The organism is Streptomyces sp. NPDC030245, from assembly GCF_055572995.1.
Genome location: NZ_JBVICF010000001.1, coordinates 469,877 through 482,466, shown reverse-complemented (window position 1 = coordinate 482,466; position 12,590 = coordinate 469,877). Strand labels below are relative to the sequence as shown.

The window sequence follows — 12,590 nt, the reverse complement described above, 5'->3', positions numbered from 1 at the left end:
CGGATCCACTGGCCACGGGCGGTACTTGACGGTTCAGCGCGCCTTTGGGTGGCTGGTGGCAGCTCTCGCCACGGCCACCGGAAGCAGGGTCGCAGCATGGTTCTCACCACTGATCACGTGATCAGTGCCTTCTACGTCACGGACCGGCACTTCCCACGGGCCTGGTTGTCGGCTGTGCCCAGGGAGACGCCCACCATGGTCTGCGCACTGAACAGATCAGTGCGCATTTTTCCGATCCCAGCTGCGTAGGGAAGACTTCAGTGCCCAGGTTAGAGCCCTGGATACTGACTCTTTTCTCTCGTCCGACACGACCCTGCGCTACCCGGGAGCCGGCCGCACTCTCGAAGACGCCATCAACCGCACCGTCGTCATCACCAGCTACGAAACGCTCCGCCGCGACATCGACCTGCTGGCCCTCATGACGTTCGACCTGGTTGTCGCCGACGAAGCCCAGATGGTCAAGAACCACTGCCACCGCCCGCGCCCTGCGCCGCGTCAGGACCGGCGTCCGGGTGGCCCTGACCGGCAGCCCGGTCGAGAAGAAGCTCACCGAGGCGTGGGTCCTCATGGACTGGCTCAACCCCGGACTGTTCCACACTCAGCGCACCTTCCGCGACCAGTTCGCCCGCCCCATCGAAGACAACATCGCCGACACCGAGCGCACCACATGTCTGTCCGGCCTCATGAGCGCGTTCATGCTGCGCCGCCACAGGAGCGACCCGGGCATCCTCACCGAGCTGCCCCCAAGGAGATCCGGCCGCGGTCGTCAGCCTCACCCAGGAACAGATCGCCCTCTACCAGCAGACTGCCGACGACACCTTCCAGGACATCCGCGACGCCCACGGAGTACACCGCAAAGGCCTGCTGCTGGAGCTCTTCAACAAGCTGCAGCAGATCTGCAACACCCCCGCCCAGTGCCACAAAGGCCTCTTGGAGGACGAGTACGACCCCGAGCAGGCCGCAGCCCGCTCCGGCAAGATCGGCACACTCGACGACCTGCTGCCCACCCTGACCGCGCCCGAGGCATCCACGCTGATCTTCACCCGGTATCGGTCCGTGGCCAAGCTCCTCCTGCGGCACCTACGCAGCTACGGACACGACCCGCTCTACTGCAGCGGCGACATCCCCTCCGTCCGCGAACGCCAGCGCATCATCGGCACCTTCCAGGCCCGCTCCAGCCAGCTCATGGTCATGACCGTCAACGCCGGCGGCACCGGCCTCACCCTCACCCAGGCCAGCCACGTCGTCCTCTTCGACCGCCCCTGGTTCCAGCCATCGCGCTCGGCTGCACGGTTACCCAAACTAGGTCTGCGGGGCTGACCTCAATGAACTGGGGCAACACCGGCTGAGGACCGCGGGACGGCGATAGCATCAGTGACGCCGCTTACGGTGACGAGGTAGAGGTGACGCATGAGCCAGGACCGCAGTCTGACCAGGGTGCGGGTTGAAGGCCTGTTTGGCCGGTTCAACCACAAAGTCGACTTCCCTGCAGGCGATACCTTCGTGATCGTCCACGGCCCAAACGGGGTAGGGAAAACCAGGCTGCTGGATCTCGTGAGCGCGCTCGCGTGGCCTGTGAACTTCACCGAACTGACCCGCACTCCCTTCAAGTCACTGGAATTGCAGTTCAGCGACAAATCGGTCCTCACGGTCGAGAAGGCAGAGGTGCAGGAAACCAACGGTCTTCGATTCCGCCTCCGTGGAGATCAGGTCGCAACCGAGACCTGGTCTCCACGAGAATCGGACGCGACATCAGACGCCCTGCGTCGGACGCTGCTCAGGTCATCCTCGCGATTCGAAAGCCTTTCGCGACGCGAGCGAGACTTGCGTAACCTTCTCGTGCACAGGTCCGACGTGGACGTCTGGAACATTCTGAGTGAGCTAAACCCGACGATGCAACGCGATCTTCATGAGTTCATGGGCGAGCCGGCACCGCAAAGTTTGCGTGATTTCCTCAGTGATATCAAAGTGCACTTCATCGACACGCACCGCCTCCGCGGCTTGCAGAGCTCTGAGGAACAACCAGGAAGGAACCGGACAGCCGCGTCTCCGACCAAGGTTGAGGAGTTCTCCAAGGAACTCCGAGGACGACTCGCCAAGGCCCTGGAGGAAAATTCCCGCACCTCACAGGATCTGGATCGCACCTACCCACGGCGACTCTTGGAAGAGCCGGCGGATGTGAGCGAGCAGGAGATCCGGGACCGCTACGTGGCGCAGGAGGAATGGCGGCGGCGCCTGGGGGAGGTTTCGCTGGTCGACGAGCAGACCGAAGTGATCGACATTCCCGAGGAGATGGAGCCCTGGCAACGGGCCGTGCTGTGGACATACCTGCGGGATACTGAGGACAAACTCTCAACATTTAATGACATCCTTGATCGTGTCTCCCTGCTGCGTGACGTCGTTAACAGCCGTTTCCTCTTCAAGACTCTGGAGATCGACGGCAACCAGGGCTTCAAGATCATCGATGATAATAGCGAGGAACTAGACCTCGCTTCGCTGTCATCTGGCGAGCAACACGAACTTGTTCTCACCTACGACCTACTGTTTAATACGGAGCCTGGCGCCTTGGTTCTGATCGATGAACCGGAAATTTCGCTGCACGTCTCATGGCAGAAAGCCTTCATGCGTGATCTGCAAAAAATCTCCGAGTTGGCGAAGTTCCGGACGATCATCGCAACTCACTCGCCACAGATCGCCGGCAAATGGGCAGACCGGATGGTTGTCCTGGGCCCGGACGCGGAGTAGGTCCCAGTGTTCGACATCCTTGACGGCGATGACCTGTACGCCGAGCTAATCATGTTGCGTTCGAACGACCTTCGCGCCTTCATCATCCTCGAAGGACCGACTGATTGCCACGTGCTCGATGAATTCATCAACGACGAGCACTTCACGACTGTCCCAGCCCTCGGCAAGGATCGCGCCCTCGGAGCGATCGCGCGCCTCGATGAAGGCACACTCTTGGGCGACATCTTCGCGCTTCTGGACCGAGACTGGGTCGGGATTCTAGAAGAGGGAGTTAAGCGTTCCGAGGTGGCCTACACCGACTTCTACGACATGGACGCGTGCATCTTCTTCACGCCGGGCGTCTACGAGAAGCTGGCGGCCACGTTCTGCACGAACAACACCTTCAAGCGCGGTGCGCCTGGCTGCTCGCACAGCGACATCAGCACTGCCTGTGTCGACCTGGCTTTTGCTGTCGGGGTCCTCAGGTTCATATCCAGTCGTGACAGCTTGGGCCTGGCGCTACGCAAATTCCCACTCGACCAGGTCGCGAGCGTTCGCGATGGCTCCGTTGACCTCGGCAAGTTGATCGAGATCGCTTGCAAGAGGGCCGAGAGAGACCCGGAGGACTACCCCGACCTCCTGGACTCCCTGCGACGCGAACTTGCGGGCATCGAGGAACCACATCGCTATTGCTCAGGACACGACCTGGCGAAGGCCTTCCACCTGGTCGCCAAGGGCCGCTGGGCCACCAAAGTTGGCGCGGACGTCATTGAACGGTCCGCCCGCGCCGCCTACGGCCGTGAGCATTTCGAACGGAGCGGAATCTACCGAAGCACAAGCCACTGGGAGACCAGCAGCGGTGAGACCGCGTGGCGCCTGGCGAGGGCGGCACGGTAGTCGGAGGCCTCGGGGCCGGCTGACCATGGGGCGGGGCGCCTACGCCGCCGTGGCTAGCCGTTCAACCTCCTCCAGATCAGGATCACTCCCCGTGAGGTACGGCCTCGGCTCTGCCAAATCCCTCCCACACGGCAGATCCGCCCGAGGCTCTACAGGGCGCTCACCGCAGCAATGTGATCTCCGCCGACACAGCCCGCCACCCCAGAACGCAGTTAGAGCAACATCACCTGCGTGGACCACAGCAACTGCCGCGACACCGGCCGTGCACACACTCACCTGCGGTAGCGCCCAACAACCCCTATTGAGTGACTTGCGTCACATGCAGTTGAGGCTCTGATGTCTCAACGCTGCATCGATCCGACGGCAGCTTTCCCCGGTGATGTCCGCACCACGCCTCAGTGCGGCAGGCAGCCGTTGTCTCGTGAGACATACGGATCGTGGAGAACATGACCACGCCGATCATGTCGCGGGCCTGCCGGGGGTGCTGCGAGGGCGTGCCGTGGGGGAGATCCAGACGACGGGGTACCAGGAGCCGCCGGAGCAGGCCGCGTTCGTCCGGGAGCAGGCCGCGGCGGTGCGTGTGCCGGTGGTCCCGGCCGCGGCGGGGGAGCGACGCCGCGCGGGGCCCCTGGACTGGCAGGTGCTGTGGCCCACGGCGGGACCGGTGCCGCGGCCCGAGGGGCCGAACGACGCGAGTGTCACCCTGCTCGTGCGGACGGGCGGCCTGACCCTGTTGCTCCTCGGGGATCTGGAGCCGCCCGCCCAGCGAGCCCTGCTGCGCACCCCGGCCGCCGCGTCGCTCACCTCCGTGGACGTGCTCAAGGTCGCCCATCACGGCTCCGCCCATCAGGACCCGGAGCTGCTGCGCAGGGCGGCGCCGCGGCTGGCCCTGATCTCCTGCGGCGCCGACAACTCGTACGGGCATCCGTCGCCCGTCACCCTGGCGGCGTTGCGGGCCCAGGGAGCGCAGGTGTTGCGCACGGATACGCAGGGGGCGATCGCGGTGGTGGGGTCGGGCCCCCGCTCGGCGCCACGGCTCGAAGTGGCCACCCGGCCGGGGCGGCTACCGCGGGGAACCCCGTCGTGAACAGGCAAGATGTGGAGGAGGGAGGGCCAATTCGGGCCAGTCGCGACACTTCGCGGCGCATCGGCAGCATTCCCGTGATCTGGGTCCGTGTTGCATCGAAAGCCGCAACGGTGATCGAATGCCTCTTCGTTGCGGTTTGCAGGTGTTGTGGTGTTGTCAAGCAAGGCGGGGGTGTGTCGCACGTGTTCGGCCGTTGGCTGGGAAACCGTACGAATCTGGCTGGACGGACGGGACCGTTGTCGGCGCTGAAGGTTCCGTCGAGCGCGGGCGTGCTCAGCTGCCGGGTGCTCGACCCGGTCAACGAGCCCGTGCGGAACGCGGAGTTCGCGGTCAGCGACGCCATGGGCCGGAAGGTCGTCTGCGGGGGCACGGACCCCTTCGGATCGTTCGTCACCGCAGTTCCGGCGGGGGACTACCGCCTCGCGGTCTCGGCGGAGGGGTTCACTCCATACCGGGCGAGCGCCACGGTCGCGGAGGACGCGCACGCCTCGCTCGGCGACGTCACGCTCCAGGTCGCCCCGCCCCCGGCGCTTCCCGAGCCCGGCGACTGGGAGATCGACCCGCTGCATTCGTCGGTCGGCTTCACCGCGCGGCACATCGGGCTCGCCCGCATCCACGGCCGGTTCAACAGCTTCGCGGGTGCGATCAGGCTGGGCGAGCGGATGGAGGAGTCCGCGATGCACGTCGTGATCGACGCGGCCTCCATCGACACCGCGGTCAAGATGCGCGATGACCATCTGCGGTCCGGTGACTTCCTGGACGTGGCGCGCTACCCGACGATGGAGTTCTACGGCGACCGCTTCGTCCACAAGGGCGGCAGCCGCTGGGCGATATCCGGCGGCCTGACGCTGCACGGCGTGACGCGTACGGTCACGCTCGACACGGAGTACCTCGGCATCGGCAAGGGCCTCGAAGGGGAGACCCGCGTCGCCTGCCGCGCCACCACCGAACTGCACCGCGACGACTTCACGATCACCTGGCAGACGATGCTCGCGCGCGGTATCGCCGCCGTGGGGCACAGCATCACGATCGACCTCGACATCCAGGTCGTCCCCAAGACCGGCTGACCGGCCCACCGGCCAGCCGGTGGGCCGCCCCCTAGGGGGCCTCCAGCCAGCCCTCGTGCTCGGCGGCCAGTTCGTCGAGGGACGCCGGGTCCAGGCGGGAGTCAGGGTCCTCGACCACGACGAGCCACTGGGCGTCTTCGGCGTCGTCCTCGCCGGCCAGGGCGTCGCGGACGAGCTGGGGTTCCTCGGTCACGCCGAAACGGTCGGGGAGCTCTTCGGCCACCGTCTCCGCGGCATCGCGGTCGGGCAGCACCAGGACATGTCGTACGTCGTTCACCGGACCATTCTCCGACAGGGGCCCGGCGGCTCGGAGCCGGGCGGCTCGGAGCGGGGCGGCTCGGGGCGGGGTGTCAGTGGCGCGTGGGATGCTTGACCGCGATGGCCAGGAAGACAGATACCGCCGCGTCCGACCCGCTCGCCCCCCTCACGCTCGCCGTGGGACAGGAGGAGCTGCTCCTCGACCGCGCCGTGCAGCAGGTGGTCGCGGCCGCCCGCGCGGCCGACGCGGACACGGACGTGCGCGACCTCACCGCCGACCAGCTCCAGCCCGGCACCCTCGCCGAGCTGACCAGCCCGTCGCTCTTCGCCGAGCGCAAGGTCGTCATCGTGCGGAACGCGCAGGATCTGTCGGCCGACACGATCAAGGACGTCAAGGCGTATCTCGCGGCGCCTGTCGAGGAGATCACCCTCGTCCTGCTGCACGCGGGCGGCGCGAAGGGCAAGGGCATGCTCGACGCCGCGCGCAAGGCGGGCGCGCGCGAGGTCGCCTGCCCCAAGATGACCAAGCCCGCGGACCGGCTGTCGTTCGTGCGCGCGGAGTTCCGTGCGACGGGCCGCTCGGCGACCCCGGAGGCGTGCCAGGCGCTCGTCGACGCGATCGGGAGCGACCTGCGGGAGCTCGCCTCGGCGGTCTCCCAGCTGGTGGCGGACGTCGAGGGCACGATCGACGAAGCGGTCGTCGGGCGGTACTACACGGGCCGTGCGGAGGCCTCCAGCTTCACGGTCGCCGACCGGGCCGTCGAGGGGCGGGCCGCCGAGGCGCTCGAAGCGTTGCGCTGGTCCCTTGCGACCGGGGTCGCCCCCGTCATGATCACCAGTGCCCTCGCGCAGGGCGTCCGGGCGATCGGCAAGCTCTCCTCCGCGCGTGGGGGGCGCCCCGCCGACCTCGCCCGTGAGCTGGGCATGCCGCCGTGGAAGATCGACCGCGTCCGGCAGCAGATGCGGGGCTGGACGCCGGACGGTGTGGCCGCCGCGCTCACCGCCGTCGCGGCGGCGGACGCGGGCGTCAAGGGTGGCGGTGACGACGCGGAGTATGCGCTGGAGAAGGCGGTGGTCGCCATTGCGCGGGCGGCGCGCTCCGGTCGCCGCTAGTGCTCCGCACAGGCCGGCGGTGCACCCCCTGCGGGTAGCTCGTGGCTGGTCGCGCAGTTCCCCGCGCCCCTGACAGAGCACTGTCACCCCCAGCAACACACCCCGGACACAGCAATGCCCCCGGAGTGGGTCCGGGGGCACTGGCGCAGCGTGGCGTACTGCGTGGTCTGTCCGCGATTCGAGGTAGAGGGCTCGAATTACCCTCGCGGGAGGATTGATCACCGCCCCGGCGCACGGCCGGGGAAAGGGCTTCAGCCCTTGAGAGCCGCAGCCTTCGTCGCCAGCGCCGACTTCTTGTTGGCGGCCTGGTTCTTGTGGATGACGCCCTTGGAGACAGCCTTGTCGAGCTGGCGCGTGGCCTCACGCGTGAGCTCGGCGGCCTTCTGGGTGTCACCGGCGGCAACGGCCTCGCGGGCCTTGCGGATCGCGGTCTTCAGCGAAGACTTGACCGCCTTGTTGCGCTGACGCGCCTTCTCGTTGGTCTTGATCCGCTTGATCTGGGACTTGATGTTCGCCACGAAAGAGCCTTTTCAGGTTCAGGTACTGCAGAGGTACTGCAGATGATTTTGATGACACGCGCCTCGATGCTTGAGAGGGCTACGAGACACAGCTGTCCACGGTACCAGCCGCCCTCGGACCGGCCCAAACCGAGCGCAGTGCGCCACCCATGGGACGATGGAAGCTACGTATAGATCCGACCCGAGGCTACAGGCGCCTCAAGAGACAGGACCCTGCGTGCCCGCGACCCCTAACAATGTGCCCGAGCCGAGCCGTACCGACCCGGCTCTGATCCGCAATTTCTGCATCATCGCGCACATCGACCACGGCAAGTCCACGCTCGCCGACCGCATGCTCCAGCTCACCGGGGTGGTGGAGCAGCGGCAGATGCGTGCTCAGTACCTCGACCGCATGGACATCGAGCGCGAGCGCGGCATCACGATCAAGTCCCAGGCGGTGCGTCTGCCCTGGGCCCCGACCGAGGGCCCCGATCAGGGCAGGACCCACATCCTCAACATGATCGACACTCCGGGCCACGTGGACTTCACGTATGAAGTCTCACGTTCGCTCGCGGCCTGTGAGGGCACGATCCTCCTGGTCGACGCGGCCCAGGGCATCGAGGCGCAGACTCTCGCCAACCTCTACCTGGCGATGGAGAACGACCTCAAGATCGTCCCCGTACTGAACAAGATCGATCTGCCGGCCGCGCAGCCCGAGAAGTTCTCCGAGGAGCTCGCCAACCTCATCGGCTGCGAGCCCGAGGACGTCCTGAAGGTCTCCGCGAAGACCGGCATGGGCGTCGAGGCGCTGCTCGACAAGGTCGTGGCCGAGGTTCCGGCGCCGGTCGGCGTCGCGGATGCCCCCGCCCGCGCGATGATCTTCGACTCGGTCTACGACTCCTACCGTGGCGTCGTGACGTACGTACGAGTCGTCGACGGCCAGCTCAACAAGCGCGAGCGGATCCGGATGATGTCCACCGGGGCCACGCACGAGCTTCTTGAGATCGGCGTCTCCTCCCCCGAGATGACCCCGGCCGACGGCATCGGCGTCGGCGAGGTGGGCTACATCATCACCGGCGTGAAGGACGTCCGTCAGTCCAAGGTCGGTGACACGATCACCTCCCAGAGCAAGGGCGCGACCGAGGCGCTCGGCGGCTACAAGGACCCGAAGCCGATGGTCTTCTCGGGTCTGTATCCGCTGGACGGCTCCGAATACCCCGACCTGCGCGAAGCCCTCGACAAGCTCCAGCTCAACGACGCCGCGCTCGTCTACGAGCCCGAGACGTCCGCCGCGCTCGGCTTCGGCTTCCGCGTCGGTTTCCTCGGGCTGCTGCACCTCGACGTGATCCGCGAGCGGCTGGAGCGCGAGTTCGGGCTCGACCTCATCGCCACCGCTCCGAACGTGGTCTACCGCGTGATCATGGAGGACGGCACCGAGCACACGGTCACCAACCCGAGTGAATTCCCCGAGGGCAAGATCGACCAGGTGTTCGAGCCGGTCGTGCGCGCCACGATCCTCGCGCCGAGCGAGTTCATCGGCTCGATCATGGAGCTGTGCCAGAACCGGCGCGGCGTCATGCTCGGCATGGACTACCTCTCCGAGGACCGCGTCGAGATCCGCTACACGCTGCCGCTCGCCGAGATCGTCTTCGACTTCTTCGACCAGCTGAAGTCCAAGACGCGTGGTTACGCCTCGCTGGACTACGAGCCCACGGGCGAGCAGTCCGCGCAGCTCGTCAAGGTCGACATCCTGCTGCACGGCGACAAGGTCGACGCGTTCTCCGCCGTCACGCACAAGGACGCGGCGTACGCGTACGGCGTGCGGCTCGTCGCCAAGCTGCGCGAGCTCATCCCGCGGCAGGCGTTCGAGGTGCCGGTGCAGGCCGCGATCGGCTCCCGGGTCATCGCCCGCGAGACCATCCGCGCCATCCGCAAGGACGTCCTCGCCAAGTGCTACGGCGGTGACATCTCCCGTAAGCGCAAGCTCCTGGAGAAGCAGAAGGAGGGCAAGAAGCGCATGAAGATGGTCGGCTCCGTCGAGGTGCCGCAGGAAGCCTTCATCGCGGTGCTCTCCAGCGACGACAGCGGGCCCGGCAAGGGCAAGAAGTAGTCACCCCCGCCGCGGTGGAGCGGCCGCCACGCGGGCCCGGTGCGCATACGCACCGGGCCCGCGGCGCGTTGCGGCGGGCCAGCTCATTCCGTTTGGGTGTCTGTAGGAAGTGACGGGCGGCTGCCCCTTACGCGCGACGCGTCGGAGCTCTACTCTGATCACCACTCGTAGGTTACTCACAAGTTAAACAAGTAGCCGCAGGGACGTAAGAGCAGCCGTAAGCAGACGCACCAGCAGACGTAAGAAGCAGCCGCCAGCCAGTTCGCCGCACCGTCGTGGGCCCGGAGGATGTCGTGAGCGACACACAGACCTTGATCGAGAACCGTCCGCCGTCCGTGGCGCATCTCTTCCTGGAGCGCGTGGCGGCCACCCCGGACGCCGAGGCCTACCGCTACCCCGCCCCGGCGGCCTCCGGCGAGGGCCCCGACGACTGGAAGTCGCTCAGCTGGGCGCAGGCCGCCGACCGCGTCCACGCCATCGCCGCCGGACTCGTCGAGCTCGGTCTGCGCTCCGAGGACCGGGTCGCGCTCGCCTCGTCCACGCGCGTCGAGTGGATTCTCTGCGACCTCGCCATCATGTGCGCGGGCGCCGCCACCACGACCGTCTACCCGCAGACCAACGCCGAGGAGTCGGCGTACATCCTGGCCGACTCCGGCAGCCGGGTGCTGATCGCCGAGGACGCCACGCAGCTCGCCAAGGCCCGCGAGAAGCGCGCCGACCTGCCCGAGCTGCGGCACGTCGTGGTGCTCGACCCCAAGGGCGCGGACCCCGTCGAGGGCGACCCCGACGGCTGGGTGCTCACGCTCGCCGACCTGGAGGCCCGCGGCGCCGCGCACCTGGAGAAGAACCCGGAGCTGATCAAGGAGCGCATCGCGGCGATCAGCAAGGACCAGCTCGCCACGATCATCTACACCTCCGGCACCACCGGCCGCCCCAAGGGCGTGCGCCTGCCGCAGGACAACTGGTCGTACATGGCCAAGGCCATCGCCGCGACCGGCCTCCTCGGCCCGGACGACGTGCAGTACCTGTGGCTGCCGCTCGCGCACGTCTTCGGCAAGGTGCTGACCTCGGGCCAGATCGAGCTCGGGCACGTCACCGCCGTCGACGGCCGCGTCGACAAGATCATCGAGAATCTGCCGGTCGTGCAGCCGACGTACATGGCGGCCGTGCCCCGCATCTTCGAGAAGGTCTACAACGGCGTCGCGGCCAAGGCGCGCGCGGGCGGCGGCGCCAAGTACAAGATCTTCCTGTGGGCCGCCGAGGTCGCCCGCGAGTACGCGAAGGTCAGCCAGGACAACTTCCGCAGGACCGGCACCGCATCCGTGCCCTTCGGGCTGCGCGCCAAGCACAAGGCCGCCGACACCCTCGTCTACTCCAAGCTGCGCGACGCCTTCGGCGGCCGGCTGCGCGCCGCCGTCTCCGGGTCGGCCGCGCTCGCCCCCGACATCGGCTACTTCTTCGCGGGCGCCGGCATCCACATCCTGGAGGGGTACGGCCTGACCGAGTCCTCCGCGGCCTCCTTCGTCAACCCCGGCGAGGCCTACCGCACCGGCACCGTCGGCAAGCCGCTGCCCGGCACCGAGGTGCGTATCGCCGACGACGGCGAGATCCTGCTGCGCGGCCCCGGCATCATGGAGGGCTACCACGGCCTGCCCGACAAGACCGCCGAGGTCCTGGAGTCCGACGGCTGGTTCCACACCGGGGACATCGGCGAGCTGTCCGTCGACGGCTATCTGCGGATCACGGACCGCAAGAAGGACCTGATCAAAACCTCCGGCGGCAAGTACATCGCGCCCGCCGAGGTGGAGGGCCAGTTCAAGGCCGTGTGTCCGTACGTCTCCAACATCCTCGTGCACGGCGCCGACCGGAACTTCTGCACCGCCCTGATCGCCCTCGACGAGCCCGCGATCCTGGACTGGGCCAAGGAGAACGGCCTGGAGGGCAAGTCCTACGCCGAGGTGTGCGCGGCCCCCACGACGGTCGAGCTCATCGACGGCTATGTGCGGGAGCTCAACGAAGGCCTGCAACGCTGGCAGACCATCAAGAAGTTCCGGCTCCTGCCGCGCGACCTGGACGTCGAGCACGGCGAGCTGACACCCAGCCTGAAGTTGAAGCGACCGGTGGTCGAGCGGGAGTACAAGCACCTGATCGAGGAGATGTACGAGGGTTCACGCGAGGCCTGAGCGCAGGCGCGGGCCCGGGGTCCGGGGGCCCCTCGTGCGCGGCCGGGACTTGTGCGGGCGCTAGATGTCCCGGCCGCGGCGCATCTCCTGTACCAGTTCCTCCATGTGCGTCACCTGGCGGCGCAGTTCGAGGACGTCCTTGAGGCTGCTCGCGGCCATCTGGGCCTCGATCGACGAGAGCCGTGCCGCCAGCTCGTCGAACTGGCGCTGCTCGCGGGCCAGTATCCGCTCCAACTGCCGGTTCTTGCGGTGCAGTTCGAGGAAGACGGTGACCTTGGCGCGCAGCACCCAGGGGTCGAACGGCTTGGTGAGGTAGTCCGCCGCTCCCGTCGCGTAGCCACGGAAGGCGTAGCCCGCGTCGTTGTCGGTGCCCGTCAGGAAGATGATGGGCACGTCCTTGGTCTGGTCGAGGCGTTTGATGTTCGACGCGGTCTCGAAGCCGTCCATGCCGGGCATGCGGACGTCCAGGAGGATCACGGCGAATCGTTGCCTCAGAATCGCCTTCATCGCCTCCTCCCCCGAACGGGCGCGCACCAACGGCTCGTTCAGTGATCCGAGGACGGCTTCGAGCGCCATCAGGTTGTCCTCCATGTCGTCGACCAGGAGGATGCTCGCGCGGTTGTCTGTAGCGGCCTCTGCACGCATGGTCACGGT

General features: G+C 67.1%; 11 protein-coding genes and 2 pseudogenes. 9 read left to right on the top strand and 4 right to left on the bottom strand.

Translation table 11 applies throughout. The features are described 5' to 3' along the window. Window positions 1-512: 512 nt before the first annotated feature. Window positions 513-689, top strand: a pseudogene (locus ACZ4Z4_RS02140) (SNF2-related protein); the annotation flags it as partial. 40 nt (window positions 690-729) lie between these two features. Here the strand turns inward: ACZ4Z4_RS02140 and ACZ4Z4_RS02135 are convergent. Continuing rightward, complete coding sequence (locus ACZ4Z4_RS02135; protein ID WP_468320939.1) at window positions 730-921, bottom strand: hypothetical protein; 192 nt, start codon at window positions 919-921, stop codon at window positions 730-732. A 9-nt stretch (window positions 922-930) separates the two neighbouring features. On the opposite strand from ACZ4Z4_RS02135, the gene ACZ4Z4_RS02130 reads away from it, so the two are divergent. The 5 genes and pseudogenes from ACZ4Z4_RS02130 (at window position 931) to ACZ4Z4_RS02110 (ending at window position 5,775) form a co-directional block, all read left to right on the top strand. Continuing rightward, on the top strand, window positions 931-1,320 hold the full coding sequence (locus tag ACZ4Z4_RS02130; protein WP_468320937.1) for a C-terminal helicase domain-containing protein: 390 nt from the start codon (window positions 931-933) through the stop codon (window positions 1,318-1,320). A gap of 90 nt (window positions 1,321-1,410) precedes the next feature. Beyond that, on the top strand, window positions 1,411-2,745 hold the full coding sequence (locus tag ACZ4Z4_RS02125) for an AAA family ATPase (RefSeq protein WP_468320934.1): 1,335 nt from the start codon (window positions 1,411-1,413) through the stop codon (window positions 2,743-2,745). Window positions 2,746-2,751: 6 nt separating this feature from the next. Then, window positions 2,752-3,621, top strand: coding sequence for a hypothetical protein (locus ACZ4Z4_RS02120; protein ID WP_468320931.1), 870 nt, complete (start codon window positions 2,752-2,754; stop codon window positions 3,619-3,621). Between the two features lie 445 nt (window positions 3,622-4,066). Beyond that, window positions 4,067-4,708, top strand: a pseudogene (locus tag ACZ4Z4_RS02115) (ComEC/Rec2 family competence protein); the annotation flags it as partial. A 182-nt stretch (window positions 4,709-4,890) separates the two neighbouring features. Further along, window positions 4,891-5,775, top strand: coding sequence for a YceI family protein (locus ACZ4Z4_RS02110; RefSeq protein WP_468322069.1), 885 nt, complete (start codon window positions 4,891-4,893; stop codon window positions 5,773-5,775). Window positions 5,776-5,806: 31 nt separating this feature from the next. Here ACZ4Z4_RS02110 and ACZ4Z4_RS02105 read toward each other — a convergent pair whose 3' ends face one another. After that, window positions 5,807-6,052 (bottom strand): hypothetical protein, encoded by a 246-nt coding sequence (locus ACZ4Z4_RS02105; RefSeq protein ID WP_468320928.1) that lies wholly within the window; start codon window positions 6,050-6,052, stop codon window positions 5,807-5,809. 101 nt (window positions 6,053-6,153) lie between these two features. Here ACZ4Z4_RS02105 and holA point away from each other — a divergent pair, with 101 nt between their 5' ends. Next, a complete protein-coding gene (holA, locus tag ACZ4Z4_RS02100; protein WP_468320926.1) occupies window positions 6,154-7,146 on the top strand; it encodes a DNA polymerase III subunit delta in 993 nt (330 codons plus the stop codon). A gap of 251 nt (window positions 7,147-7,397) precedes the next feature. Here the strand turns inward: holA and rpsT are convergent, their stop codons facing one another. Further along, the gene (rpsT, locus tag ACZ4Z4_RS02095) at window positions 7,398-7,664 is read right to left on the bottom strand and encodes a 30S ribosomal protein S20 (protein WP_365355753.1); all 267 of its coding nucleotides are present in this window, start codon (window positions 7,662-7,664) and stop codon (window positions 7,398-7,400) included. Window positions 7,665-7,881: 217 nt separating this feature from the next. Here rpsT and lepA point away from each other — a divergent pair, with 217 nt between their 5' ends. Together lepA and ACZ4Z4_RS02085 are read left to right on the top strand one after the other, a co-directional pair. Continuing rightward, complete coding sequence (lepA, locus tag ACZ4Z4_RS02090; protein ID WP_468320924.1) at window positions 7,882-9,753, top strand: translation elongation factor 4; 1,872 nt, start codon at window positions 7,882-7,884, stop codon at window positions 9,751-9,753. Between the two features lie 293 nt (window positions 9,754-10,046). After that, window positions 10,047-11,936 (top strand): AMP-dependent synthetase/ligase, encoded by a 1,890-nt coding sequence (locus ACZ4Z4_RS02085; protein ID WP_468320921.1) that lies wholly within the window; start codon window positions 10,047-10,049, stop codon window positions 11,934-11,936. Between the two features lie 60 nt (window positions 11,937-11,996). On the opposite strand, the gene ACZ4Z4_RS02080 is transcribed toward ACZ4Z4_RS02085, so the two are convergent. Continuing rightward, window positions 11,997-12,581: a response regulator gene (locus ACZ4Z4_RS02080; protein ID WP_468322066.1), complete on the bottom strand. Its 585-nt coding sequence runs from the start codon at window positions 12,579-12,581 to the stop codon at window positions 11,997-11,999. Between the last annotated feature and the right edge of the window lie 9 nt (window positions 12,582-12,590).